A 25268-nucleotide genomic window follows, 5' to 3' on the forward strand; every position below is an offset into this window, starting at 1 on the left:
CGTGTACAGCCTCAACGTGCCGGTCCCCGGGGCGGTCGAACGCCTCGCGGCCGACCTCCACCCGAACCTGTCCGGGTTCGACCGGATCCGCGACCGTCACTCCCTGGTCTGCAAGCGCTTCGAGGCCGACGAGGCCGACCTGCACCGCCTGCGCGAACGCCTCCGCACCGCGCTCTCGCCCACGCCGGCGTTCGAGGCGCGGATCACCGGAATCGACGCCTTCGAGACGCCCACGCACGGCCCCGGCCCGGTCGTCTACCTCGCCGTCGAGAGCCCCGGACTCCGCGACCTGCACTCGCGGCTGGTCGAGGCGTTCGGCGCCGTCGACGACGACCTGGAGGGGCCGGCCTACGTCCCCCACGTCACTCTCGCGCGCGACGGTCCCGCCGACGCCGTCGCGCGCCTGCGCGAAACCGACATCGACCCCGTCACGTGGACGGTGTCGGAACTCCACCTCTGGAGCCGCGCCCGCCGCGAGACGGTCCGGAGCGTCCCGCTCCCGCGCTCCTAGCGCTCGCGCACCCGCATCGGCAGCCCGTCTTCGGGATGCATCGTCAGCGACCCCCGGAGGTCGATGGGGTCGTCGCGGTCGTACTCCAGTCGGTACTCCCGACCCACGACCGCGAGGACGAGTTTCGCCTCCAGCAGCGAGAACTGCTTGCCGATACAGCCCCGCGGCCCGCCGCCGAAGGGGAAGTGCGCGAACCGGGGGCGGTCGGCCCGTCGCTCCCGGGTCCACCGGTCGGGGTCGAACCGCTCGGGCTCCGCCCACCACCGCGGGGAGCGGTGGACGGCCCACTGCGGGAGCATGATCGCCGACCCCTCGGGGATCCGGTACCCCCCGAGTTTCACGTCGACCCGGGGCTCGCGGAAGGTGACGTAGACGGGGGGATAGAGCCGCATCGTCTCCTGGAGGACCCGGTCCAGATACGTCAACTCGCGGGCGTCGGCGAACGTCGGCGGGCCGTCGAGGACCGCGTCCAGTTCCCCGTGGACGCGGCGCTCGGCCTCGGGGTGTCGCGAGAGCAGGTAGAACGCGTAGGTGAGGGTCAGCGCCGTCGTGTCGTGGCCCGCGAGCAGCATCGTCACCACCTCGTCGCGCAACTGCTCGTCGGTCTGTTCGCCCCGTTCCTGCGCCCGCAGGAGGATCGACAGCAGGTCCATCGGCGGGTCGTCGGCGTCGCTCCCCTCCGTCCCCCGGCGCTCGGCGACGACGTCCGCGACCACCTCCTCCAGTCGCTCGACGGCGGCCTCGTACGCCCGGTTCTCGCGGGTCGGTAGCCAGTCCGGCGTGACGAACCGGACGGGGTCGGGTTCGAACCGCGCCCCCAGCGGTTCGAGGTTCTCCTGGATCGTCCGCACCCGCGCCTCGCCGAGGTCGACCCCCAGCATGGCGTCGGCGATGATCCTCACCGTCAGCCGCGCCATCTCGGATTCGAGGTCGAGACGCTGGCCCGCCGACCACTCCCCGACCGCCTCGGCCGCGTGCCGCGTCATCGCCTCCGCGATTCTCGACAGCCGCGACATGTCGAACGCGGGGTTGGCGAGGTCGCGCTGTCGCCGCCACCGCTCCCCCTCGCTCAGGAGCAACCCGTCGCCGAGGAGGCGTCCGAGCGCGTCGTCCTGGAACGCCGGCTTCCGGTATTTCCCGTGGTCGCCCACGAGGACCCGTTCGACGTCGGCCGGGTTCGTGACGATGTACGTCTCCAGCGGGCCGAGTTCCACCTCGACCACGTCGCCGTAGGCCGACTCACACGCCGACAGGAACGCGAAGGGATCGCGGGCGTACTGCCTGCTGTTGCCGAAGACTGGCTCTCCGCGGGGACCGGGCGGCCGTGACTGCTGGCGCATCGAGGGGGGTTAGGAAGGGACCGGCATAAGCGCACGGCCCGGTACGGGCGCCGGACCTACCCCCCGGACTCCGCGACGAGCCAGTAGTCGTACGGCCGGTCCGTGTAGGCTTCGAGCGAGAGCGTCACCTCGTGGCGCCCCGCGGGGCGCCCGGACGCCACCCTGACGCGCTTGCCGCTCGCGCCCCGAACGCCGGTCGCCGCCGTCCCGTTCGGGTACGTCGCCGTCACGTCGGTGACGAGCAGGGCGTGTCCGGCGTCGAACCGACCGGGGGCGGCGATCCGGCCGAGCGAGCGGCCGTCGTCGAGTTCGGTGAGGTCCACGGTGACCGGCTCCGAGCGCCGACACTCGCCGCTCGGCGGGGCGATGGGCGTGATCGTCGGCTCGTACGGCCCGGAGAACGTCCCACGCCAGCACGGCCCCATGTCTTCGGAGCGTTCGACGAAGACCACCTGCAGGGTCACGGTCACCGACTCGACGTTCTCGGGCACCGTGCCCGCGCGGACGACGTACTCGACGCCGACCGGCGAGGGGGTCGGCGTGGCCGTCGATGTCGGCGTCGGCGTGGTCGTCGGCGATGCCTCGGGGGCCAGTCCCACACAGCCGGCGAGGACCAGCGAGAGGGCGAGGGCGAGGACGGGAACGCCGCGTCGCATATCCGACCCCTGTGGGTTCGCTCGCAAATGTTTTGCGGCCCCGACTCGGGTATCGAAGACGCGAGTGACCCCTCACGGCGACGGCGGATCGCCGTCGTAGGCGTCCAGGTCGGCGAAGAAGTTCAGCGTCGCGAACTTCAGTTTCTCGGGCGCCACGTCGATGAGTTCGTCCCGCTCCTCCGGCGGGAACGAGTCGCGGACGCCGTACTTCCCCATGTCGCGCCCGGCGCGCGTGTAGCGCTTGTCCAGCAGGACGCGCACGCCGTAGTCGTCCGGCGAGCGGATCACCCGCCCGAGGGCCTGTCGGGTCTTCCGGATCGTCGGAATCTCGACGGCGTAGCGCCACCCCGCGTCCCGCCGGTCGTCGTAGACCCGGTCGTAGGCGTCCTGGACGGCCTCCAGCCGCTCCGAGAGGCTGGGGTAGGGAACCCCGACGACGACGACGGCCCGCGCGTCGTCGCCGTCGAAGCTCACCCCCTCGCCGAGGGTCCCCCACAGCGACGTGAAGAGGGCGGCGCCGTCGTCGGCGACGAACCGCGCTCGGAGGTCCTCCGTCGGTGTCCCCGCCTCGTCGAGGTAGGCGTTCGGGGCGTCGAGCAGGTCGTGGTACCGCTCGGCCTCGCCGTAGGAGGGGAAAAACAGGAGGACGTTCCCGGGCGTCATCCGGACCACGTCGTCGAGCGTCTCGGCCACCGTCGCCTGCGTCTCGGGGTCGTCGCGGTCGCTCGCGAACAGCGCCGGCCCCTCGACGGCGAAGGTCCGCCGGCGCTCCTCGGGGTACTCAAGCCCGTAGGCGAGCGTCACCGGGTCCGACAGGCCGAGGACGTCCCCGAGGACGTCGAACGGGCGGAGCGTCGCGCTCATCAGCACGCTCGCGGCCACCTCCTCGAACAGCCCCTCGGTCACCTGCCGGGGGATCGCGGTGTAGAGTTCCGCCCGGCCGTACACCTCGTCGGTGCCCGCGTCGCGGCGCACCGCGGCCATGGGGTGCCGGCCGAGGTCGGCCCCCTCGCCCATCCAGTCGGCGATGAAGCCCGCCGCCTGCAGGGTCGCGGACTCCTTTCGGGTCGTCGTCTCGCCCCGGCGGTAGGCCTCCTCGTACGCCTCGTCGAGGCTCTCGCCCACCTGCCGCGCGAGGTCGATTTCGGCGTCGATCCCCCCGCCCTCGTAGGCGTCGAGGAAGGCGAGGGTGAGGTCGTCCCGCCGGTCCTCGTTGGCGATGCCGAGTTCGTGCCACTCCTCGCCGACCTGTTCGCGTTCGCCGAAGCCGAGGGCGTCGTCGACCGCGGTCTCCAGCCCCGACCGGAACGCCTCGACGACGTTTCTCGCCCGCCCGGCCCGCGAGTCGTCGGCGTCCGCCAGTTCCGAGAGCGCCCCCTCCAGCGTGCGCGCCGAGAGCGTCCGCGTGGCGTGGTCCCGCGCCGCCGACTCGACGTTGTGAGCCTCGTCGAAGACGGTGATCACCTCGGCGGGCTCCCGCCCGAGCCACCGGAAGAAGTGCTCGCGGATCGACGGATCGAGCAGGTGGTGGTAGTTACAGACCGCGAGGTCGATCCCCTCCATCCCCTCCTTGAGGAGTTCGTAGCCACAGAGCCCCCGCTCGTCGGCGTAGGCGTAGATCTCCTCCGGGGTTCGGACGCCCTCGAACAGCCAGTCGTGGAAGTCGTCGGTGTCGCGGGTGAGGTTCGCGCGGTAGTGCTCGCAGACGTTGGCCGACTCCAGGTCCTCGATTTCCTCCGCCAGTCCGTCGAGTTCGTCGAGGACGGCCGAGCGGGCCTCGGCGGCCTCCTCCTCCCCGGCCCGGGCGTCGTCGAGGAGCGCCTCGCTTCGCTCGGCGAGTTCCCGGCGGTCCCGCTCGGCCTCGACCAGCGACCGGGTCGTCTCCTTGAGGCTCCGGCACTCCTCGTAGCCCACGTCGAGGTGGCACATCGAGGCCTTGCCCTTGAACACCACCGCCCGGATGGGCTCCTCGGCCGCGATGGCGCGGGCGTCCTCGACGAACTGGCGCATCTGCTGGTGGACGTTCGTCGTGATGACGACCGTTCGGTCCTCCTCACGGGCGTGGGCGAGCGCCGGCACCAGGGCGGACAGCGTCTTGCCCGTCCCGGGGGCGCCCTCCATCAGCACGTCCTGACCGCGAGCGAGCGCGTTGGCGATCCGGTCCATCGCCTCGCGCTGGTTCGGATACGGCGACTCGTACGGAAAGAACCGCTCGTGTCCCGCCCTGTCTGCCACGGGAGAGACTTGCGCGTGCCGGGATTAAAACCCTCGGCAGTCACACGCCCTCGGTCGCGACGTAGACGGCCCCGAGGACCGCGCCGTAGACGACGTGCCACAGCAGCGACGGGGGCGCGAAGTTGGGGAACGGCGGCGACGCCGGCGACCCCACCGCGCCCAGCCAGAGGGGCATGAGCAGCGCCGCGAGGCCGATCCACGTCGCGACCCCCCACGCGATCCCGAGGCCGACGATCCGCACCGGTTCTTCGACCGCCGCCGCCCCGACCAGCGCCGCGAAGACCACGCCCAGCACCGCCCCGTGGGAGACGTGGACGACCATCCCCAGGCCGGGGTTCGGCGGCGGCGCCAGCCCGTACAGCGAGGGGATCGCCACCGCCAGCGTCGGCGGGTTCATCGCCAGGACGAGCGCGCCCATCACCAGCGCCCCCCCGATCCCGCCGAGGACGCCCGCCCGCCAGTTGCCGCTCCGGACTCCGGTGTCGTCGGTCGTGTCGGTTATCGTCGCCATACACGACGCCGACGCGCTCCGGGGAGAACCCCCTTCGGGAGTCGGGCGCCGCCCACACACCGCCCCGAAAGGATAATGAACTGTCACGTCGTCCGGTAGTTGCGTTCGGGTGTCGTGCGCTGGCGACGCACGACCGCTTCCGTCGGCAGTCCGCCTACGTCAGCAGTTCGACCAGCAGCCCCGCCTGTGCGTGCAGGCGGTTCTCGGCCTGCTGCCAGACGATCGCGCGGTCGCTCTCGACGACGTCGTCGGTGATCTCCTCGCCGCGGTGGGCGGGCAGACAGTGCATCACCGCGGCGTCGGTCCCCGCGAGGAGGTCGGCGTTCACCTGGTAGCCCTCGAACGCCGCCAGTTTCTCCTCGCGTTCGTCTTCCTCGCCCATCGACACCCAGACGTCGGTGTAGACGACGTCCGCGTCGGCGACGGCGTCGCCGGGATCCTCGACGACGGTCGGCGCGCGCCCGAGTTCGGCCGCGCGGTCCATCACCGCCCCGTCGACGCCGTAGGTCGGCGGGGTCGAAACCGTCACGTCCAGGTCCGCGAGCGCCGCCCCGAGGACGAACGACTGGGCGACGTTGTTGCCGTCGCCCACCCACGCGACGGTCACGTCGTCGAACCCGCCGAACCGCTCGCGGATCGTCAGGAGGTCCGCGAGCGTCTGGCAGGGGTGGGCGTCGTCGGTCAGCCCGTTGATGACCGGCACGTCGGCGTACTCGGCCAGTTCCTCGGCGTCCGCGTGGTCGAACAGCCGCGCCATGATGGCGTCGGCGTAGCCCGCGAGCGCGCGGGCGGTGTCCTTCACCGGCTCCCCGCGGCCGAGGTGGATGTCGTCCGGACCGAGGAAGATGGCGTGACCGCCGAGGCGCGTCATCGCCGTCTCGAAGGAGGTGCGGGTGCGCGTGCTCGGCTTCTCGAACACCATCGCGAGCGTCTGCCGGGGCAGGTCGGTGTCGTCCTCGCCGGCCTTGATCGCCGCCGCGCGGTCCAGTACCGCCGCCAGTTCCGCGGCCGTGAGGTCGTCCACGTCCAGCAGGTCGGTCGTCTCGACGCTCACGCGTCCACCTCCGTCAGGCGCTCACAGACGTCGATCAGCACGTCGATGGAGCGGTCGTACTCCGCGAGGCGGAGGTGTTCGTCGGGCGCGTGATCCAGGTCCGAGTCGCCGGGGCCGTAGGTGACCATCGGACAGTCCCACGCCGAGGCGAAGACGTTCATGTCGGCCGTCCCCGTCTTGCGGAGGAGCCGCGGATCGCCGCCCGCCTCCCGGATGGCCGCGCGGAACGCCCGCGCGACGGGCGTCCGCGGGCTCTCCATCACCGGGGGGACGTGGTCGTACCAGTGGACGGTGCCGATGTCGAGTTGGCCGTCGGCGATCTCGCGCACGTCGTCGACGGTGTACTTCGGCGGAACCCTGAGCTGTACCTCCATCGTCGCCTCGACGGAGAGCCCGTCGACGCTGGTCCCGCCCTCGAACGAGGTGGGTTTGCAGGTGACCCGCTCGAAGACGGGCAGGTACTCGTCGGGGTCGAACTCCTCTTCGACCCGGGACCACCAGTCCATCGCGTCCTGGATGGCGTTGTTCTCCGGGCGGGAGGTGTGGCCCGACTCGCTGGTGGCGACGTACGTCCCCGCCAGCAGGCCGCGGTAGCCGAGCGTGATGCCCGTCCACCCGCTCGGCTCGCCGTTGACGACCGCGCCGGGTTCCGCGCGGTCGCTCTCGATCACGTGGCGCGCGCCCCGGGAGTCGACCTCCTCGCCGACGACGCCGAGGAAGCTCACGCCCGTCGCCACCGCGGCGACGGCCATCGCCGCGAGCGGCCCGGTCGCGTCGACGCTGCCGCGCCCCCACAGTTCGCGGTCCTCGCCCTCGCCCTCGATCTCCACCGGGATGTCGCCCGGCACCGTGTCGATGTGGGAGGTCAGGAGGACGTCGTCGTTCGCCGGCGCGTGGACGTTGCCCACCTCGTCGATCCACACGTCGCGGTCGTGGGCCTCGAAGAAGTCCACCAGCCGCCGGGCCGCCGCCGCCTCCTCGCCCGATGGCGAGGGGATGGAGACGAGGTCGACCAGCAGCCGCTGGGCGTCGGTCAACTCCGCCGCCGCCGACTCGCTCACCGTCACAGTACCGCCTCCAGCGCGTCGACGAAGCGGTCGGCGTGGCTCTCCTCGACGATCAGCGGCGGCAACAGGCGCAGGACCGTCCGCCCAGCCGGGAGCGCGAGGATCCCCTCCTCCAGCGCCAGGTCGCGGAGCAGGCGGTTCGACCCCCGCTTCACCTCGACGCCGATCATCAGCCCCCGTCCCCGCACGTCGCGGATCGGGAGGTCGGCCGCCTCGAGCTCCTCCATCAGGTAGCTCCCCACGTCGGCGGCGTGGGTCGGGAGGTCCTCCTCGACGACGACGTCGAGGGTGGCGTTGGCCGCGGCACAGACCACCGGCCCCCCGCTGAACGTCGACCCGTGTTCGGGGTCGGCGTCGGCGATCCAGTCCGCACAGACCGCCGCGCCCAGCGGCAGGCCGCTGGCGATCCCCTTCGCCGTCGTGAGGATGTCCGGCTCGACCTCGGCGCGCTCGCAGGCCCAGAGCGTCCCCGTCCGGCCGACGCCGGTCTGGATCTCGTCGAAGACCAGCGCCGCGCCCGCCTCCTCGGTCACCTCGCGCGCCCGGCGCAGGTACGTCGGATCCGCGGGGTGGATGCCGCCCTCGCCCTGGATGGGTTCGAGGAAGACCGCCGCGGTCTCCTCGTCGACCGCGTCGGCGAGTTCCTCGGCGTCGCCGTAGGAGACGAACTCCACGTCACCCGCGAGCGGTTCGAACGGCGCCTTGTACTTGTCCTTCCACGTCATCGCGAGGGCGCCGAGGGTGCGGCCGTGGAACCCCCGGCGGGTGGCGACGATCTTCGACCGCCCGGTGGCGTTGCGCGCGAACTTCATCGCCGCCTCGTTGGCCTCCGTGCCGGAGTTACACAGCCAGACGTTGTCGAGGCCGGGCGGCGACACCGCCGCCAGCTTCTCGTACAGTTCCGTCCGCGCCGCGACCGGGTAGGACGCCTGGACGTACAGCAGGTCCTCGGCCTGCGACCGCACGGCGTCGACGACCCGCGGGTGACAGTGGCCCACGGACGCGACGGCGTAACTCGCGCCGAAGTCCAGGTACTCGGTGCCGTCGTCGGCGTAGAGGGTGACCCCCTCGCCGCGTTCGATGCCGATCGGTTTCTCCGAGAAGACGAACCCGCTCATGTGTCCTCCAGTGCGCTCGCGTGAACGTGTGTTCCGCCGCTCCCGAGCGCCCCCGTCACGGGCGCGTCGGCGTTGGCGTCGGCGACGACCACCTCGGGCGACCCCGACTCCAGGGCCTCCGTCGCGGCCATCACCTTCTTCCTCATGAACCCCTCCGCGGCGTCGGTCAGCGCGTCGTACTCCGCGGGGGTAGTCACCGATTCGATCAGCGTCGCCGGATCCTCCGGATCCGCGTACACCCCGGCCACGTCGGTGAGGACGACCAGCCGCGCGCCGAGGGCGCCCGCGACGGCCGCGGCCGCCCGGTCGGCGTCCGTGTTGACCGGCACGCCGTCGTCGGCGAGCATCGGCGGCCCGGTGACGGGCGTGTAGCCGTCCGCCAGCAGCGTCTCCAGCAATTCGGCGTTGACCGACTCGATCCTCCCCGAGTGGTCGCCGCGCTTGATCTTCTTCTTGCCGTCCTCGACCACCCGCACCGCGGACTTCCGCGCGCCCGTGACGAGGCCGCCGTCGACCCCCGAGAGGCCGACGGCGTCGACGCCCGCCTCGCGGAACGCGGCCACGAGGTCGGTGTTCACCTTCCCCATCGCCATCGTGAACGCCTCCATCGTCGCCTCGTCGGTGAACCGGCCGACGACGCCGTCCGGCGTCTCGACGTACGTGGGGTCGATGTCGAGGCGGGAAAGCAGGTCGTCGACCGCCGTCGACCCGCCGTGGACGACGACGACGGGTTCGCCCGACGCGACGAGGTCCGCGACGTCGCCGACGGCGCCGGCCGGATCGACCGCCTTCGCGCCGCCGATCTTGACCACGACCGTCATTACGGCGCCCCCACGGGGTGGAGTCCCTGGAACTCCAGGCCGGCCGTCTCCTCGATGCCGAGCGCGACGTTCGCGGCGTGGACCGCCTGCCCGGCCGACCCCTTCATCATGTTGTCGATGGCCGAGAAGACCACGAGCCGGCGGTTCCCGGGATCGAGTTCGAAGCCCACTTCGCCGTAGTTGGTGCCCGCCACCGCCTTCGGTTCGGGGTAGCGGTAGACGCCGCCACCGCCGGCGACGGTGCGCATGAAGGGTTCGTCGCCGTAGCTCTCGCGGTAGGCGCCCCACAGTTCCTTCTTCTTCACCGGCCCGTCCGGGAAGACGTGACAGGTCGCGGCGGCGCCGCGGGTCATGTCCACCGCGTGGACGGTGAAGGAGACGGAGAGCCCCAGGAACTCCTCGATTTCGGCCTCGTGGCGGTGGCCCGTCGGGGCGTACGGGCGGACGATCCCCGACCGCTCGGGGTGCGAGGAGGCCGCGCCGCCGCCGGCGCCCCCCTCCGAGGAGCCCACCTTCACGTCGACGACGACCCGCTCGTCGCCCGCGAGGATCCCGGCGTCGAACAGGGGCTTCAACCCCAGGATGGTCGCCGTCGCGTTGCAGCCGCCGGAGGCGATCAGGTCCGCGCCGGCGAGGCTCTCGCGGTTGAGCTCCGGCAGGGCGTACTCCGCCTCGGCGAGCAGTTCGGGCCGCTCGTGGCCGTCGTACCACTCGTCGTACTGCTCCTCGCTCCCGAGCCGGAAGTCCGCGCTCAGGTCGACCACCGTGTCGGCCGCGTCCCGGAAGTCGTCGATGCGCTCCATCGAGACGCCGTGGGGCGTCGCCGCGAACAGCACGTCCACGGACTCGAGGTCCGTCGGCGAGGTGAAACGGAGGTCCATCCCGCGGAGGTTGGGGTGTTGGTGGCCCACCGTCTTGCGCTCGTAGCTCCGACTCGTCGCCTGGGCCACCTCGAACTCCGGGTGGCCGTCGAGCAGCCGGAGGAGTTCGCCGCCGGCGAAGCCGCTGGCGCCGACGACGCTCGCGGCGTGGGTCACGCCGTCGCCTCCTGTGCCGCCTTGGTCTCCAGCCAGTCGACGATGGTCGCGGGCACGTCGAAGTCGACACAGGAGTCGAGCGCCTTGAACTCCACCGTGTGGTTCACCTCGTGGACGGTGTAGGAGTCGCCCGTCTCCATCAGGTCGACGCCGAGCAACCCGCCGCCGACGGCGTCGGAGGCGCGTTTCACCAGGTCCGCCACCTCGTCGGTCACCTCGAACTCGTTCACCTCGCCGCCCTTCGCCGCGTTGGTGAGCCAGTGGTCGGAACTGCGCGTCATCGCCGCGACCGGTTCGCCGTCGGTGGCGACGACGCGGATGTCGCGCCCGGGCTTCTCGACGAACTCCTGGATGTAGAACACCTTGTGCTCGTAGTGGCCGAGGGTGGCCTTGTGTTCGAGGATGGCCTCGGCGGCGCTCCGGGAGTCCACCTTGGCCATCAGCCGCCCCCAGGAGCCGATGACCGGCTTGAGGACGCAGGGGTAGCCGAAGGCCTCGATGGATTCGAGGGCGCTGTCGGTCGTGAAGGCCACGTCGGTGTTCGGCGTCGGCACGCCCGCGTCCTCCAGCACGAGGCTGTTTTTCACCTTGTCCGCACAGAGTTCGGCGGTGTCGGCCGCGTTGATCACGGGCACGCCGTAGGCGTCGAGGAAGCGCGTCACGTAGCGGCTCCGACTCGTCGCCAGACAGCGGTCGACCGCGATGTCGACGTCGTCGAACGCCTCGGGCGCCTCGCCGATGTTGAACTGCTCCTTCCGGACGTCGATTTTCGTCACCTCGTGGTCGCGGTCCCGGAGTTCCGAGAGCAGGAGCTTCTCGTCCCGCCGGATCCGCGAGTACAGCAGTCCGACGTGCATCACTCCTCGCTCCAGTCCGCGCCGTCGGTCACCGCTTCGGTCCCGTCGCCTTTCGCTTCCGCGAGCACCTTCGCCGCCAGACGCTCCTGGAAGCCGTGGTACTTCGCGACGCCCGTCGCGTCGGCCTGCGTAATCGACCCCACGTCCTCCGTGTTGAAGGAGGCGAAGGATTCGTCGTAGACGGCGTACTCGCTGTCGCGGCCGACCGGGCGGGCCTGTCCGCCCTCGAACCGGATCGTCACGGTGCCGGTGACGCGGGTCTGGGTCGCGTCGATGAAGCCCTCCAGAGCCTCCATCAGGGGCGCGTCGACCAGCCCCTCGTAGCCCTTCTGGGACCACTCGTCGTCGACGCGCCGCTTGAAGTCGCGCTCCTCTTTCGTCAGGACGAGGCTCTCCAGCGTCTCGTGGGCGTTCAGGAGCGTCGTCGCCGCCGGATGCTCGTAGTTCTCGCGCACCTTCAGCCCGAGCATCCGATCCTCCATCATGTCCGTCCGCCCGACGCCGTACTCCCCGGCCACCTCGTTGAGGTGTTCGATGAGCGCGATGGGCTCCATCGCCTCGCCGTCGACGGCGACGGGGTAGCCGTTCTCGAAGGTGATCTCGACCTCCTCGCTGTCGCCCGACGGCGAGCGCGTCCAGTCGTAGATCTCCTCGCCCGGCACGTGCCCCGGCTGCTCCAGATCGCCGCCCTCGATGGAGCGACTCCAGAGGTTCGTGTCGATGCTCCAGACGCCCTCGTTGCCGCCCTCCACCGGGAGTTGCTTCTCGGCGGCGTACTCCATCTCCCACTCGCGGGTGAGGCCGAGTTCGCGCACGGGCGCGATCACGTCGAGGTCGGAGGCGCGCCAGACCGCCTCGAAGCGCAACTGATCGTTGCCCTTGCCCGTACAGCCGTGGGCGACGGCGTCGCAGTCGTTCTCCCGTGCCACGTCGAGGATGGCCTCGGCGATGACCGGGCGCGCGAGCGCCGTCCCGAGCGGATAGCCCTGATACGTGGCGTTCGCCCGGACCGACTCCAGACACTGCGACGCGAACTCCGCCTTGGCGTCGACGACGTAGTGTTCCAGATCCAGCGCCTCGGCCGTCTCCTCGGCCTCGGCGAACTCCGCGTCGGGCTGGCCGACGTCGACCGTGACGCCGACGACCTCGTCGTACCCCCACTCCTCCTCGAGGAGCGGGACGCATACTGTCGTGTCGAGTCCGCCGGAGAACGCGAGTGCAACACGTGTCATTACCGGCGACTTCGCCCTTCTCGGACTTATATTCTACGCTTTTATTATTGAAATTAAATGCGAAACGGGACGCTCACGGACACGATCGCTGGGGGGTCGGGAAACACGGGACTGGAGGAGTGGAGTGGGTGGGCCTAACGGCCCAGTCGTCGCGGTCGACGGACCGCGGACGTCGGGCGGACGAGTTCGGACGAGGGGGTCACCGTCCGGTCCATTGTCGGATTACAGCCCGTCTCGATACAAATATCTTGCGAACGGCGTCCGCGGAGGTTACTCTTCCTCTTCCTCTTCCTCTTCTTCCTCCTCGTCCGCTGGCGTGAACCGCTTGTACACCGTCCCGCCGGTGAACCGTCGCTCGTCGTCGGGCATGCTACTGGAGACGTCGCCGGAGGATATAGCTCTATTGTCGGGTTCTCGGCCGAACGGGGGCGGCGACCGACGGCTCACGCCCGGCGCGGACGGGAGAGGGGAGCGAGTTCCCGGGTGATTCCGGCGAGTACGACGAGCAGGACCGTCGCGAACGGCACCCACAGCGCCGGGAGGAACACGGCGACGACGCCGACGGACAGCGAGGCGATTCCGTAGACGATAGCGAGGATGGTCGCCGTGATGAACGCTCCCTGTCGCCGGTTCGCGCGCTGGTTCGCGTCGATCCAGTCCGCGTACCCCGCCAGGAGGTTCCGGTGGAGCGTGATCCGGAACGCCTCGTCGTCGACGCCCTCGTCCAGAATCCAGCGGATGTCGTCCGAGCCGATGCCGACGTGGTACTCGCCGGTGGCGTAGGTGACGGCCGCCGCCGCCATCGCCCCGACGAGGCAGGCCACGCCGGCCAGCGTGAACCCGTTGAGCAAGTCGGCGGCCGCCGTCTCCCCACCGTCGAGGACCAGCGAGAACACGCTCAACAGCAGGCCGACCAGGACGGTGACCACCTGGAACAGCTGGATCGCCTTCCCGTCGACGTTGTCGATGGTCGAGAGCTGTTCGTCGAGGAAGCGCCGCGCCTCCGCCAGACTCGTTTCGAGCCCCGCCAGCGTCTCCGCGTCGTCGGTTGCCATACCCGATCCGACGTCGGCGGCGGCGATAAGCCTCGCTGCGCGACTCGTCGGGCGTCTCGGAAGCCACCAACGATTCTCGCCGCGACCGTCCGGCGAGAATCTACGGACTGCCTCTCACTCGGTCGGCACCGCCGGATCGTCGCGGACCGCCCCGCCGGAGGAGCGGGCGGTGCCCGCCGCCCGCAGGGCGTCCGTCACCCGATCCCGTACCGAGACCACGTCGCCGACCACGGTGACGGCCGGGGGATCGATCCCCACCTCCCGGGCGCGCTCCGTGATCGAATCGAGCGTCCCCGTGACCGCGAACTCCTCCGGACGGGAGGCGCGCTCGATCATCGCGACGGGCGTGTCGGCGTCGACGCCACCCGCCCGGAGCGCCGCCACGTTGTCGGGCAGGCGCCCCACGCCCATCAGGATCACCAGCGTCCCGCCCGCGGTGACCGTCCGCGCGAGGGCGTCCCAGTCGAGGGCGCTGTCGGCCTTGGTCGGGTCCTCGTGGCCCGTCACGACCGTCAGGCTGGAGGCGTGGTCGCGGTGGGTCGCCGGCACGCCCGCCAGCCCCGGCCCCGCCACGGCGCTCGTGACGCCCGGGACGACCTCGACGGGAATCCCCGCCGCCGCGAGGTGTTCGGCCTCCTCGCCGCCGCGGCCGAACACGCAGGGGTCGCCGCTCTTGAGTCGCACTAGGTCCTCGCCGGCGCTCGCCCGCCTGACCATCACGCGGTTGATCTCCGCCTGCGTCGTCCGCTCGCCGTCGCCCCGCTTGCCCACGTCGATCCGCTCGACCGACGACGGCGCCAGGTCCCGGATCGCCTCGGGCACCAGCGAGTCGTACAGCACGGCGTCGGCCTCGTCGAGCAGGCGCCGGGCCTTCACCGTCACGAGTTCGGGGTCGCCCGGTCCCGCGCCGACGAGAGACACCGTTCCGGGCCGCATCTACCGGTCCCCCCGTGGCCGCGCCGCGCCGGTCACCGGCCCCGCCCCCCGGGAACCTCGTCGCCGGCCTCGGCGCTCGCGGCGTGACGCTCCAGTGCCGCGGCGAGGCCGCGGGCCTGTTCGGGCGACAGCGTCAGGTGGTCGGCGTGGGGCGCGACGTGATCGAGATCCGCGCCGTCGAACTCCAGTCGGAGCCTGACCGTCCCCGGCGCCTCCTCCGGGCGGTCGACGTCGACGACGGCCGCCGACTCGTCGCTCCAGTCGGGGCCGACGGCCCGCCCGGAGACGAAGTCGAAGGTCGTGTACGCGTTCACGTCGAGTAGTCTGATGGGCATGGCTCAGTCCGAGGAGATGGGGACGTCGTCGACGGTGGTCGGCGCCGGGCTCTCCCCCTCCGCGAAGGGGTACCACGACTGCTTGGCGTCGTGCATGTAGGGGTCCTCGTAGTCCGTCTCCTCGGGTTCACAGAGGTCGACGATGGGTTCCGTGCCGAACGCCTCGACCCACTCGCGGAACGTCTGGCCCTCCTCGCGGTGGGCCGAGAACGCGCCGATCAGGCTGCGGATGGCGCCGGGTACCTCGTCGGCGGGCACGCGCTGGCTCACCCACTCGACGAAGCCCGGGTGGGGGCCGAGCCCCCCGCCGACGCCCACGTCCAGTGCCTCGACGATCTCGCCGTCCTTCTGGGCGCGCATCCCCTGCAACCCGATGTCGGCGGTGTAGGCGTGCCCGCAGTCGGCCGTACAGCCCGAGTAGTGGATCTTGATCGTCTCCACGTCGTCGGGGACCTCGACGTTCTCGTTGAGCCAGCGCAGCGTCCGCGTCAGCCGCAACTTCGTCTCGGTCAGCGCCAGCCCGCAGAACTCGGTGCCGGTACACGCCATCCCGCCCCGCTCGAACGGCGTCGGCTCGGGACGGTGGGTCGAAAGCAGCGGTTCGTCGAGGAGCACGTCCACCGACTCCTCGTCGACGTCCATGACGAGCGGGTTCTGCCGGCGGGTGAGCCTGATCTCGCCGGAGCCGTACGCCTCCGCGAGGTCGGCCAGCGCGATGGTCTCCCGGGCCGTCAGCCGTCCGACGGGCACCGAGAGGCCGACGTAGTAGTCGCCGCTGGGCTGCTCGTGGACGCCCACGTGGTCGTGCTTGCCCGCCTCGGGCGGCCTGCCCGCGTTGTACGTGTACTCCTCGCGGAAGTTCCGACCCCGGCGGTGGAGGTCGACGTCGACGTACTCCGCCTGGAGCAGGTCCCGGATCGCCTCCGTCCCCTCCTCGTCGACGAAGAACCGACTGCGGTTCTGCTGGCGGTTGTCCCGGCGGCCGTGTTCGTGGTACAGTTCCACGAACCCGCGGACCACGTGGTAGGCGTTCTCCCGCCGGACGAAGACGTCGAGGTCGCGGGCGCGGCGCGGTTCGCGTCCCCCGAGACCGCCGCCGATCCGGACGTTGAACCCCGTGACGACCTCGCCGTCGATCTCCTTCTCGGCGGGTTCGAGTCCGATGCCGTTGATCGCGTCCTGGGCACACCCCTCGCGGCAGCCCGTGACGCTGATGTTGAACTTCCGGGGCATGTTGGCGAGGGCGTCGTCGCCACGGAGGTCCTCCTGGAGGCGCTCCAGCAGGTCGCTCGTCTCGATCAACTGCGCTTCGTCCTTCCCGGCGACCGGACAGCCGACGATGTTGCGCATCGTGTCGCCGCCCGACGACCGGGTCGTCACGCCGACGGACTCCAGCTTCTCCCAGATGGCGGGCACGTCCTCCAGGTTGATCCAGTGGAGCTGGATCGACTGCCGGGTCGTCAGGTCGATCCACGCGTCGCCGAACTCGGGGTTGTCGACCGGTCCCGTGGCGTACTCCCGGGCCACCTCGCCGATGGCCCGGAGCTGTTCGGCGGTCAGCTGCCCGTTCGCGTTCGTCAGGCGCATCATGAAGTAGCTCTCCTGCCCGTCACGCTGGTGGAAGACCCCCCAGAACTTGAACCGCGAGAACCACTTGTCCCGCTCCTCCTCGGGGATGGACTCCCACCCCTCCTCGGCGAACTCGACGAGTTTCTCGCGAACCTCGTCGCCGTACATCCCCTCTTTCCACGTCTCCTTCTCGTTACTCACCGCGACCACCTCGGTTCGGTGTCCGTCCATCTTTTCCATCGATCTGCCCAGTACGTTCAACGTTTGGCATACGAGAGTTACTGTTGATAGCGAAGTAAAAGCATATCCGTTTACAAACGGGTATTTCATCTCGTCTCTGTCGATAGTCGTCCGGTTTATTATGGAATACCCCGTGTATAAGGTTGTAATACGTTCACGAAATCCCCGTTCGATGGACGTTCGTCCACCTATTTCCGGTCGTCGTCGGGGTCGCGCCGCCGGCCCGCCCCGCGCGAGCGCCGGGCGGCGCGCGCCGCTCAGTCGTCGTCGGCGCTACTGAAGTTCGGCGTCGCGGGCGACCCGCTCGGCAGCTCCAGCTTGTACGACTCGTTGATGTACCAGTACGCCGCACCCATCATGACGACGCCGGCGAAGGCGTTGCCGACGGTGACGATGGAGATGTTGTAGAGCCACCCGCCCCAGGAGACGGCCGCCGTCGAATGTGGCAGGAGGTTCGCGAGCGTCAGCACGGTCATGTTGGCGACGCTGTGTTCGAAGCCCGCGCCGATGAACGCCAGCAGGCACCACCACACCATCACGAGTTTGGCGACGGCGTTCTCCAGCCGGAAGTTGCACCACACCGCCAGCACCACCAGCCAGTTGCAGAACACCGCCTGAATGAACAGTTCCAGCGGCGTGAGCGTCATCTTGGTCGCCCCCACCGACGCGACGAGCGTCGAGTCGGCGAAGACGCCGCCGTAGGCCGCCATCCCGGCCACCAGCACCGACCCGAAGAGGTTGCCGATCCACGAGTAGGTCCAGACCCGCCCGAGGTCGAACCAGTCCGTCGCCCCCTCCAGCGCGCCGACGCCCATGATCATCGCGTTGCCGGTGAACAGCTCCGACCCGGCGATGAGGACGAGGCTGAGCGCCAGCCCGAAGGTGGCGGCCATCACGATGCCCGTGAGCGGTTCGAACGGCGTCCCCAGCAGCGAGGTGCCGAAGACGAACACCAGCACGATGGCCAGCCCGATGTACGCCCCCGCCATCGCGGCGTGGATCAGGTACGCCGGCAGCCGCTTGTCGATCAGTTCCACCTGTGCCGCCGCGGCGTCCGCGATGTCGGCGAGTTCGTCGTCGTACATCTCAGACGCTCCCCGCGATCCGCCCGCGCTGCCCGTCCGTCACCGATTCTCTCCGGAATGTGGCCGATTCGGCTTCCGAATCCGAAGCAACTACCTGTTTGTTCATCTGTGTGTGGTTCTGGAAACCGAACGTCTACATTTAACTCTGTCCATTCCACATATTATCTTTTCTAAGGCATATAATGGCGTACTCGCGCTCGGCCGCGGGCCGACGCCTACCCGACGAGCCGGAGGACGGCCCAGATGCCGACTGCGGCGACCGGCGGGATGGTGAGGTTGTCGTCGATCACGTACCCCCCGATCACGGGCGTGTAGCCGTCGGCGAGGGTGGCGCCGGCGCCGCCGACGGCCGCGGCGAGAAGCGCCGTCGGGAGCGCGACGTGGGCCGCCAGCACGAGCGCCGCGAGCGAGAAACAGACCGCGAACATGGCCGCGAGGACGCCGACGCGTTTGGCCCGCCCCGCCTCGTTCGTGCCGAGGAGGCCGCTCACCGGGTCGCCGACGGTGAGCATGAGCATCCCGGGGACCGCGATCCGGGGATCGAAGACCCACGCCACGGCGGTCATGCTGAACATGTAGAGCGCGTAGCCGGCGACGTTGTCGCGTTCGTACTCCCGGGTGAGCGCCTCGTAGACGGCCCAGTCGAGGCCGACGAGGAGCCTGACCGCCTCCAGCACCCCGGCGACGACGGAGCCGACGACGAGGAGGAGGCCCAGCGTCCGCCACTCGACGAGATCGAGCAGGTAGAGCGCCGGCAACCCGGTGCCGCTGGCGTGGACGGCCCGTCGCCGGAGCTCGCCGCCCATCGTCAGGAGCGCGTGACGTCGGTCTCGACGCGGTCGTACGCTTCGAGCAGGTCCTCGAAGCCGCCGCCGGTCTCGAGCACCGCCTCCAGCCCCTCGGCGAGTTCGTCGACCGGGACGCGGACCTGTGCCGTGGTGTCCCGGTCGCGGACCGTCACCGTCGCCGGGTCCGCCTCGACGCTCTCGTGGTCGACGGTCACCGAGAGCGGGGTGCCCACCTCGTCCTGTCGGCGGTAGCGCCGCCCGATGTTGCCGGAGTCGTCGTGGGTGACCGACAGCCCCGCGGCGCGCAGGTCGGCGACGACGTCGTCGGCCAGCGCCTCCAGCGCCGCGTCGCTCACCAGCGGGAAGACGGCCACGTCGGTCGGCGCCACCTCCGGCGACAGCGAGAGGTAGGTCCGCTCCTCGCCGTCGATCAGGTCCTCGTCGTAGCCGTGCGCGATGAGGGTGTAGACCGTGCGGTCGACGCCGAAGGACGGCTCGACCACGTGCGGCGTGACGTGTTCGCCGGCCTCGGTCCGCTCCTCGATCCGGAAGTTGGCCACGTCGGCGTCGACGGTCACGTCCTCGCCGTCGACGGTGACGGTCACCGCGTCGCTCTCGAAGGCCGACGGGTCGCGCTCCGCCAGGTCGCGGAGGGCCTCGGCCACCTCGCCGGCCCGCCCGCCGAACTCCGGCCCGAGGACGCTCATGTCGGGGTCGGCGACCGCCCGCTCGACGGTCCGGGCCTCGTCGTACTGCTCGAAGACGGTGAAGTCGTCGTCGCTGTGTTCGGCGTGTTTCGAGAGGTCGTAGTCGCCGCGGTAGGCGAAGCCGGCGATCTCGATCCAGTCGCCCGCCGTCGGGTCCGCGAGGTCGTCGGCCGCCCCGCTCACCTCGCTCTCCGCGTCCCAGCAGTCCGCGGCGTAGTGCGCGCGCTCCCCGGGGAGGTGCTGGCGGAACCGGAACCGGTCGCCGTCGACGCCGATCCGGTCGTACCACTCCCGGGCGACGCCGAGGTAGTAGGCCACCCAGTCGCTGGCGACGACGCCCTCCTCGACCGCCTCGGCGACCGTGCGCTCGACGTAGCCGCCCTCGGGATCCTCCTGCTCGTCGGCGGGATAGAGCCGGAGGGTGACGTCCGCCACGCGGGAGAGCGGCGGTTCGTCCCCGTCCGGGTGGACGAACTGCTCCAGTTCCGCCTGCGTGAACTCGCGGGTGCGGACGATGCCCTTCCGGGGACTGATCTCGTTGCGGTAGGCGCGGCCGATCTGCGTGATCCCGAACGGGAGCTTGTTGCGGGCGTACTCCTTCAGTCGGGGGAACTCGACGAAGATGCCCTGGGCCGTCTCGGGGCGGAGGTAGCCCGGCTGCCCCGATCCGGGGCCGATGGCCGTCTCGAACATGAGGTTGAACTCCTCGACCGACCGGCCGGCGAGGGGCGCGCCACAGGAGGGACAGGCGATCTCGTACGTCCCGATCAGCTCCTCCACCTCGGGGATCGGCAGGCTCTCGGCCTCCTCGACGTCGGTCGCGTCCTCGATCAGGTGGTCGGCGCGGTGGCTCTCGCCGCACTCCCCACACTCGACGAGCATGTCGTCGAAGCCGTCGAGGTGGCCGGAGGCCTCGAAGACGGGTTCCGGGGCGACCGTCGGCGCCTCGATCTCGTCGTTGCCCTCGCGGACCGTGAAGCGGTCGCGCCACGCCGCCTCGACGTTGCGCTTGAGGGCGGCCCCCTCGGGACCGAAGGTGTAGAAGCCGGCGACGCCGCCGTAAGCCTCGTTCGCGCCGAAGAAGAAGCCGCGTCGCTTCGCGAGTTCGGTGATGGCGCGGGCGTCGCTCATATGCCCTCCAGCAGGTCGACGTCCCGGACGATGCCCGTAAGCGACCCGCCGTCGACCAGCGGCACCTGTTCGATGTCGTTCGAGAGCAGGAGGCGGGCGACCTCCTTGGCCGTCTTGCTCCCGGAGACCGTCACCAGATCCTCGGTCATGAACGTGCTGACGGGTTCGCGCGGAATCTCGACGTTCCGGGTGGGGTAGTAGCGGTTGCCGACGGCCTTGATCCCCTCCCACATCCACTCGTCGTCCTGGTTGGCGATGCTCTCGCCGGTGTCGTCCTCGCCCTCGACGACGCGGGCCACCTCGATGATGTCCACCTCCGTGAGCATCCCCGTCATCTCGCCCTCGTCGTCGAGGACGACCGCGTAGGGGACGTTCGCGTAGTTGATCTCCCGCTCCGCGACCGGCAGCGGCGTCTCGCGGTAGACGGTGTTCACGTCGCGGGTCGCCAGCGCCTCGACCGCCGTCTCGCCGTCGACGTCGCCCCGGGCGATGGCCCGGATCACGTCGGTCACGGTGAGCATGCCGTCGAGGCCGTCGCCGTCGACGACGGGGATCCGGCGGGCCCCCTCCGCGACCATCGTGTGAGCCACCTCCACGAGGTCGGCCCCCGCCGTCGTCGTCGGCACCTCCCGCATCAGGAGGGCCAGTTGATCCTCGTCGGGGTTCTCGATGAGGTCGTCCCGCGAGACCAGACCGCGGTACGCTTCGCCGTCGTCCGTCGGCTTGACGACGGGAACCGAGGAGAAGCCCCGCTCCTGCAGATATTCGAGGGCGTCGTCCCGGGTTCCCGGGAGGTCGACGGTCACGACGTCCGCGCGGGGCGTCATCGCGTCGGCTACGTGCATGCTCCCCGTTCCGCCGCCCACCCTCTAATACTCTGCGAACACCGACTCGCCGTCGGATCGACGGGCGTCCCGCCCACCCGCGCCACCGCTATCCCCTCGCCGTCATATCGACGTATTTATATGAGATTGTCACTACGTACCATACATGGCGCCCGACGTGACGACGGCAGGGGGGAAGGGTTCGGAAGTCATGGCCGCGGTCGACGAGGGTCCAGGGCTCCCGGAGTTCGTCATCGCCGACATTTCCCGGGACGACGCCTGGCTCTCCGTCCCGCTGACCGACGCGACGGGCCTCGACGACTGGCGGTAGTCGCGGCCCTCCGCGACGATCCGCGGGCTTTATTCGCTCGACCCACGCACGAGCAGACATGTCGAGCGACGCCCCCGGGAACGTCCTCTTCGTCGTCATGGACACGGTTCGGGCGGATCACCTGACACCCTACGGCTACGACCGGCCGACGACGCCCGGTCTGGCCGACTTCGCCGACGAGGCCACCGTCTTCGAGGAGGCGGTGGCGCCCGCTCCCTGGACCCTTCCCGTTCACGCCTCCCTCTTTACCGGTCTCTACCCCAGCCAGCACGGCGCCGACCAGGAGAACCCCTATCTGGAGGGCGCCACCACCCTCGCCGAGACGCTGTCGGCGGCCGGCTACGACACCGCGTGTTACTCCTCGAACGCCTGGATCACGCCCTACACCCACCTCACCGACGGCTTCGACCACCAGGACAACTTCTTCGAGGTGATGCCCGGCGACCTGCTCTCCGGTCCCCTCGCCCGCGCGTGGAAGACGATGAACGACAGCGACCGGCTGCGCGCCGTCGCCGACAAACTCGTCTCCCTCGGCAACGTCGCCCACGAGTACCTCGCGGGCGGCGAGGGGGCCGACTCCAAGACGCCCGCCGTGATCGACCGCACCCAGGAGTTCGTCGCCGACTCCGAGGACTGGTTCGCCTTCGTCAACCTGATGGACGCCCACCTCCCCTACCACCCGCCCGACGAGTTCGCCGCGGAGTTCGCCCCCGGCGTCGACTCGACCGCCGTCTGCCAGAACTCCAAGGAGTACAACTCCGGCGCCCGCGACATCGACGCCGACGAGTGGGCCGACATCCGGAACCTCTACGACGCCGAAATCGCCCACATCGACGCCCAGCTCACCCGCCTGTTCGACTGGCTGAAGGACCGTGGCGAGTGGGAGGACACCGCGGTCGTCGTCTGTGCGGACCACGGCGAACTCCACGGCGAACACGACCTCTACGGCCACGAGTTCTGCCTCTACGACCCGCTGGTGAACGTCCCGCTCATGGTCAAACACCCGGCCCTCGACGCCGACCGCCGGACGGACACCGTCGAACTCGTCGACCTGTACCACACCGTCCTCGACGCGCTGGGCGTCGAGGGCGGCGACCCCGCGGCCGCCGGCGACACGGCCGTCGCCCGCGATCCCACCCGTTCCCTGCTGGCCGACGACTACCGCGCCTTCGACGACGCGGCCGATCCGGACCCCGGACAGGCGGCCGCCCCCGGCGGCGAGTTCGGCTTCGTCGAGTACTCCCGGCCGGTGGTCGAACTCAAGCAACTGGAGGAGAAGGCCGCCGACGCCGGCATCGAGATCCCCGAGGACTCCCGGTTCTACGCCCGGATGCGGGCCGCCCGCCGCCCCGACGCGAAGTACGTCCGGATCGACCGGATCGACGACGAGGCCTACCGCCTCGACGCCGATCCCGGCGAGACGACGAACGTCGCGGGCGACGCCGACCCCGCCGTCGAGGCGACGGAGCGGACCCTCGCGGACTTCGAGTCGAGGGTCGGCGGCGCGTGGACCGGCGCCGACGACGCCGACGTGACCGACGACGCCGTCGCCGACATGGACGACGAGGCCCAGGAGCGCCTGCGCGACCTGGGCTATCTGGAGTGACGACCGGTCCGTCTCGCGGCGACGGCTTGCGACCGTCGATCAGCCGTCCGCGTCCGCGAGCCGTCGCACCGCCGTGCTCGCCGCGTCGCTCACGTCGGGGTCCGGGTCGAGGCGGAGATCGCGCAGGCGCGATTCGGCCTCCGTCCCCGCGATCAGTTCCGGTCGCTCGCCGGCGACGTCAGCCAGTCCGCGGGCCGCGTTCGCGACCCGCTCCGCGTCGTCGGCGTCGAGTCGGTCCGCCAGCGTCGCCACGTCGTCCGCGTCGACGTCGGCCACCGACGCCACGTCCAGGTGATCGGTCACGTCGAACGCCGGTTCGGGCTCCGGGTCGCCGTCCACCCCCGCCGCTTCGCTCCCCGCGGGGTCGTCGGCCGAGCCGTCCGCCCCCGGCCGTTCCGGCGGCTCGTCCGCGGGCGGTTCGCCCGGCGGTCGGTCCGACGGCCGCCCGCCGGGACCCGAGGCGGGCGTTCCCCGTCCCGCGGCGTGGCCGGCCGTCTCCGGGGCCGATTCGGCGGGCTGTCCCGCGGTCCGGGGGTCACTCCGGCGGCCGGCCTGTGGGTCGCCGGGAGCGCCGGCGCCGGTTCCACCGGTGCCCTCGCCGCGCCCGGCGGTCGCCGCGCCGGCGTCGCCCGCCGACGCGCGGTCCTCGGCGGTCGCCGACTCGGCGGCCTCCGTCGCCGTGACGCCGCTGATCGCCATCGCGAGTCCGAGGACGGCGACGACGACCAGCGATCCGGCGAAGGGGACGGGAAGCGGAATCGAGAGCGGGAACGGGACCGGTGCCGGGACCGGGAGGTGGGTCGACGCGACGCCGAGCGACACGGGGTCCGACCGCACGGCCGCCGCCGTCACGTCGGGGGCGGCGGTCGTCGCGGCTGGCGTCGACGGCGCGGCGGTGGTCGCCGCCGCCGTCGTCGCCCGCGCCTCGGTCGTCGTCGTCGCCGCCTCGCCGCCCGTATCCAGCGTCAGCGTCCCCTCGTGTTCCCGTCCGTCGGCGTCGACGGCGCGAACGACGACGGTCGTCTCCCCTTCGGCGGTCGGGAGGCGCGCCCGGACGGGGACCCGGTCGGTCACCTCGCCCTCGTGGACGGTGGCCGTCGAGAGCGTCGAGCCGTCCGGCCCCACCGTCTCGACGACGACTCGCGTGACCCGCCCGTCGGTGACCGTCCCCGAGACGGCGACGGAGTCACCCCGGACCTGCGTGGCCTCGCGGTCGATGCTGATGGTCGGGACCAGGTGTCCCCGGTAGTCCAGCGGGACGTCCCACGTCCGGGTGTTGCCGGCCACGTCCGTGGCGATGAGCGTGATCTCCTGGGCGCCGTCGCTCACCCGCGTCGAGAACTCGAAGTCGGCCGCGATGCGCTCCGGGTTGGGCTCGTTCGACGTCTCGGTCAGCACGGACTTCCGTCCGCTTCCCGTGCGGACGCCGAGGCTCTCGACCTTGACGTTGTCGCTGACGACGCCCGCGACTTCGAGCGTGCTCCCGCTTCGCTCGAACCGGTCGATGTCGATCGACGGTCGCGTGTCGTCGACCACGTTCACGGTGATGTCGTGGGTGGCGCGCTGACCGTGGACGTCGATCAGTTCGACCCGCAGGGAGTTTTCCCCCAGTCCGAACAGGATGGGCCGGGAGAAGTTCTCGCCCGGATCCTCGATGCGGTAGGTGGTTCGGTCACGACTCGTCTGGCCGGCGAACTTCCACTCGTAGTTCCGCTCGATCCGCACCATCTGCACGCCGCTCCGGTCGTACAGTTCGCCCGCGATCCGCGTGTCCGCCTCCTCGATGGTCACGGTATCCGACGGCCTCGTGCGATCGGTGGTGAACGGCGACGTGTAACTCACCTCCGGGGCGTCCGAGTCCATCACCACCGTCGCCGTCCGCGTCGTCGTTCCCGATCCCTCCGCGACGACGGTCACCTCGTGTTCGCCGTCGTCGAGGTCGACCGTGGGCGACTCGGAGAACGACTCCGACCCGGGCTGGAACGAGTGGCGGGTCTCGCCGTCGACCCTGACCTCGACCGATTCGATCGTCGCGTCGCCGGACGCCTCGATGCCGATCCGTGGATCGTCGGTGACGGTGATCGATTCGCCGCCCTGGACGGACGTTCCGTCCACCGTGACGCTGAGACTCGGAGCGGCCGCGACGGTCGGCGCGACCCCCGAGACGACGAGCAACACGATCACCGCGGCTACGACGCGTCCCCGTATGCGTCTCCCCATAC

23 protein-coding genes are annotated in these 25268 nt (G+C 70.7%); 3 read left to right on the forward strand and 20 right to left on the reverse strand.

Going from position 1 to position 25268, the window contains the following annotated elements; genetic code table 11:
- Position 1: 1 nt before the first annotated feature.
- Complete coding sequence (locus tag NBT67_RS12340) at positions 2-511, forward strand: 2'-5' RNA ligase family protein (RefSeq protein WP_251342014.1); 510 nt, start codon at positions 2-4, stop codon at positions 509-511.
- Here the strand turns inward: NBT67_RS12340 and NBT67_RS12345 are convergent.
- The 19 genes from NBT67_RS12345 to NBT67_RS12435 all read right to left on the reverse strand — a co-directional run bounded on the left by NBT67_RS12345 (position 508) and on the right by NBT67_RS12435 (position 21130).
- The gene (locus NBT67_RS12345) at positions 508-1851 is read right to left on the reverse strand and encodes a cytochrome P450 (protein WP_251342015.1); all 1344 of its coding nucleotides are present in this window, start codon (positions 1849-1851) and stop codon (positions 508-510) included. The genes NBT67_RS12340 and NBT67_RS12345 overlap by 4 nt on opposite strands.
- A 56-nt stretch (positions 1852-1907) precedes the next feature.
- Positions 1908-2507, reverse strand: coding sequence for a hypothetical protein (locus NBT67_RS12350; RefSeq protein ID WP_251342016.1), 600 nt, complete (start codon positions 2505-2507; stop codon positions 1908-1910).
- 72 nt (positions 2508-2579) lie between these two features.
- Positions 2580-4742, reverse strand: coding sequence for an ATP-dependent DNA helicase (locus tag NBT67_RS12355; RefSeq protein ID WP_256474649.1), 2163 nt, complete (start codon positions 4740-4742; stop codon positions 2580-2582).
- Positions 4743-4782: 40 nt separating this feature from the next.
- Positions 4783-5253: a histidine kinase gene (locus NBT67_RS12360; RefSeq protein ID WP_251342017.1), complete on the reverse strand. Its 471-nt coding sequence runs from the start codon at positions 5251-5253 to the stop codon at positions 4783-4785.
- A gap of 154 nt (positions 5254-5407) precedes the next feature.
- Positions 5408-6307, reverse strand: coding sequence for an ornithine carbamoyltransferase (argF, locus tag NBT67_RS12365; RefSeq protein WP_251342018.1), 900 nt, complete (start codon positions 6305-6307; stop codon positions 5408-5410).
- Positions 6304-7368, reverse strand: coding sequence for a [LysW]-lysine hydrolase (locus NBT67_RS12370; protein WP_425498922.1), 1065 nt, complete (start codon positions 7366-7368; stop codon positions 6304-6306). The genes argF and NBT67_RS12370 overlap by 4 nt, the downstream gene beginning before the upstream one ends.
- A 2-nt stretch (positions 7369-7370) precedes the next feature.
- Positions 7371-8492: an aspartate aminotransferase family protein gene (locus NBT67_RS12375; protein ID WP_251342021.1), complete on the reverse strand. Its 1122-nt coding sequence runs from the start codon at positions 8490-8492 to the stop codon at positions 7371-7373.
- Positions 8489-9313: an acetylglutamate/acetylaminoadipate kinase gene (locus NBT67_RS12380; protein WP_251342022.1), complete on the reverse strand. Its 825-nt coding sequence runs from the start codon at positions 9311-9313 to the stop codon at positions 8489-8491. Before NBT67_RS12380 ends, NBT67_RS12375 begins: the two co-directional genes overlap by 4 nt.
- The gene (argC, locus tag NBT67_RS12385) at positions 9313-10350 is read right to left on the reverse strand and encodes an N-acetyl-gamma-glutamyl-phosphate reductase (protein WP_251342023.1); all 1038 of its coding nucleotides are present in this window, start codon (positions 10348-10350) and stop codon (positions 9313-9315) included. The genes NBT67_RS12380 and argC overlap by 1 nt, the downstream gene beginning before the upstream one ends.
- Positions 10347-11207: a lysine biosynthesis protein LysX gene (lysX, locus tag NBT67_RS12390; protein WP_251342024.1), complete on the reverse strand. Its 861-nt coding sequence runs from the start codon at positions 11205-11207 to the stop codon at positions 10347-10349. The genes argC and lysX overlap by 4 nt, the downstream gene beginning before the upstream one ends.
- Positions 11207-12439: an argininosuccinate synthase gene (locus NBT67_RS12395; protein WP_251342026.1), complete on the reverse strand. Its 1233-nt coding sequence runs from the start codon at positions 12437-12439 to the stop codon at positions 11207-11209. The genes lysX and NBT67_RS12395 overlap by 1 nt, the downstream gene beginning before the upstream one ends.
- A 443-nt stretch (positions 12440-12882) precedes the next feature.
- Positions 12883-13494: a hypothetical protein gene (locus NBT67_RS12400; RefSeq protein WP_251342027.1), complete on the reverse strand. Its 612-nt coding sequence runs from the start codon at positions 13492-13494 to the stop codon at positions 12883-12885.
- A gap of 114 nt (positions 13495-13608) precedes the next feature.
- Positions 13609-14430 (reverse strand): uroporphyrinogen-III C-methyltransferase, encoded by an 822-nt coding sequence (cobA, locus tag NBT67_RS12405; protein WP_251342029.1) that lies wholly within the window; start codon positions 14428-14430, stop codon positions 13609-13611.
- Between the two features lie 32 nt (positions 14431-14462).
- On the reverse strand, positions 14463-14765 hold the full coding sequence (locus NBT67_RS12410) for a DUF6360 family protein (protein ID WP_251342030.1): 303 nt from the start codon (positions 14763-14765) through the stop codon (positions 14463-14465).
- Between the two features lie 3 nt (positions 14766-14768).
- Positions 14769-16535, reverse strand: a complete 1767-nt coding sequence (locus NBT67_RS12415; protein ID WP_251344380.1) for a nitrite/sulfite reductase — start codon at positions 16533-16535, stop codon at positions 14769-14771.
- 296 nt (positions 16536-16831) lie between these two features.
- Positions 16832-17659 carry a formate/nitrite transporter family protein gene (locus NBT67_RS12420; RefSeq protein WP_251342031.1) on the reverse strand — a complete coding sequence of 276 codons (828 nt, stop codon included), beginning with the start codon at positions 17657-17659 and terminating at the stop codon, positions 16832-16834.
- Between the two features lie 215 nt (positions 17660-17874).
- Positions 17875-18465: a diacylglycerol/polyprenol kinase family protein gene (locus NBT67_RS12425; RefSeq protein ID WP_251342033.1), complete on the reverse strand. Its 591-nt coding sequence runs from the start codon at positions 18463-18465 to the stop codon at positions 17875-17877.
- A 2-nt stretch (positions 18466-18467) separates the two neighbouring features.
- Positions 18468-20285, reverse strand: coding sequence for a glycine--tRNA ligase (gene glyS / locus NBT67_RS12430; protein WP_251342035.1), 1818 nt, complete (start codon positions 20283-20285; stop codon positions 18468-18470).
- Positions 20282-21130 (reverse strand): CBS domain-containing protein, encoded by an 849-nt coding sequence (locus tag NBT67_RS12435; protein WP_251342036.1) that lies wholly within the window; start codon positions 21128-21130, stop codon positions 20282-20284. Before NBT67_RS12435 ends, glyS begins: the two co-directional genes overlap by 4 nt.
- 145 nt (positions 21131-21275) lie before the next feature.
- On the opposite strand from NBT67_RS12435, the gene NBT67_RS12440 reads away from it, so the two are divergent.
- Entirely contained in the window at positions 21276-21440 is a 165-nt protein-coding gene (locus tag NBT67_RS12440) for a DUF7556 family protein (RefSeq protein WP_251342037.1), read from the forward strand.
- Between the two features lie 58 nt (positions 21441-21498).
- Entirely contained in the window at positions 21499-23046 is a 1548-nt protein-coding gene (locus NBT67_RS12445; RefSeq protein ID WP_251342039.1) for a sulfatase, read from the forward strand.
- 39 nt (positions 23047-23085) lie between these two features.
- Here the strand turns inward: NBT67_RS12445 and NBT67_RS12450 are convergent, their stop codons facing one another.
- Positions 23086-25266, reverse strand: a complete 2181-nt coding sequence (locus NBT67_RS12450; protein WP_251342040.1) for a hypothetical protein — start codon at positions 25264-25266, stop codon at positions 23086-23088.
- Positions 25267-25268 lie beyond the last annotated feature (2 nt).

Source organism: Haloplanus sp. GDY1 (assembly GCF_023703775.1).
In the GTDB taxonomy this organism is placed as follows: domain Archaea; phylum Halobacteriota; class Halobacteria; order Halobacteriales; family Haloferacaceae; genus Haloplanus; species Haloplanus halophilus.

Coding starts and splice junctions, on each gene's coding strand:
- glyS (WP_251342035.1), bottom strand. CDS start 20,285: ATGAGCGACGCCCGCGCCATCACCGAACTCGCGAAGCGACGCGGCTTC.
- NBT67_RS12450 (WP_251342040.1), bottom strand. CDS start 25,266: ATGGGGAGACGCATACGGGGACGCGTCGTAGCCGCGGTGATCGTGTTG.
- NBT67_RS12425 (WP_251342033.1), bottom strand. CDS start 18,465: ATGGGCGGCGAGCTCCGGCGACGGGCCGTCCACGCCAGCGGCACCGGG.
- NBT67_RS12345 (WP_251342015.1), bottom strand. CDS start 1,851: ATGCGCCAGCAGTCACGGCCGCCCGGTCCCCGCGGAGAGCCAGTCTTC.
- NBT67_RS12395 (WP_251342026.1), bottom strand. CDS start 12,439: ATGACACGTGTTGCACTCGCGTTCTCCGGCGGACTCGACACGACAGTA.
- cobA (WP_251342029.1), bottom strand. CDS start 14,430: ATGCGGCCCGGAACGGTGTCTCTCGTCGGCGCGGGACCGGGCGACCCC.
- NBT67_RS12375 (WP_251342021.1), bottom strand. CDS start 8,492: ATGAGCGGGTTCGTCTTCTCGGAGAAACCGATCGGCATCGAACGCGGC.
- NBT67_RS12400 (WP_251342027.1), bottom strand. CDS start 13,494: ATGGCAACCGACGACGCGGAGACGCTGGCGGGGCTCGAAACGAGTCTG.
- lysX (WP_251342024.1), bottom strand. CDS start 11,207: ATGCACGTCGGACTGCTGTACTCGCGGATCCGGCGGGACGAGAAGCTC.
- NBT67_RS12410 (WP_251342030.1), bottom strand. CDS start 14,765: ATGCCCATCAGACTACTCGACGTGAACGCGTACACGACCTTCGACTTC.
- NBT67_RS12435 (WP_251342036.1), bottom strand. CDS start 21,130: ATGCACGTAGCCGACGCGATGACGCCCCGCGCGGACGTCGTGACCGTC.
- NBT67_RS12445 (WP_251342039.1), top strand. CDS start 21,499: ATGTCGAGCGACGCCCCCGGGAACGTCCTCTTCGTCGTCATGGACACG.
- NBT67_RS12360 (WP_251342017.1), bottom strand. CDS start 5,253: ATGGCGACGATAACCGACACGACCGACGACACCGGAGTCCGGAGCGGC.
- NBT67_RS12440 (WP_251342037.1), top strand. CDS start 21,276: ATGGCGCCCGACGTGACGACGGCAGGGGGGAAGGGTTCGGAAGTCATG.
- NBT67_RS12420 (WP_251342031.1), bottom strand. CDS start 17,659: ATGTACGACGACGAACTCGCCGACATCGCGGACGCCGCGGCGGCACAG.
- NBT67_RS12350 (WP_251342016.1), bottom strand. CDS start 2,507: ATGCGACGCGGCGTTCCCGTCCTCGCCCTCGCCCTCTCGCTGGTCCTC.
- NBT67_RS12380 (WP_251342022.1), bottom strand. CDS start 9,313: ATGACGGTCGTGGTCAAGATCGGCGGCGCGAAGGCGGTCGATCCGGCC.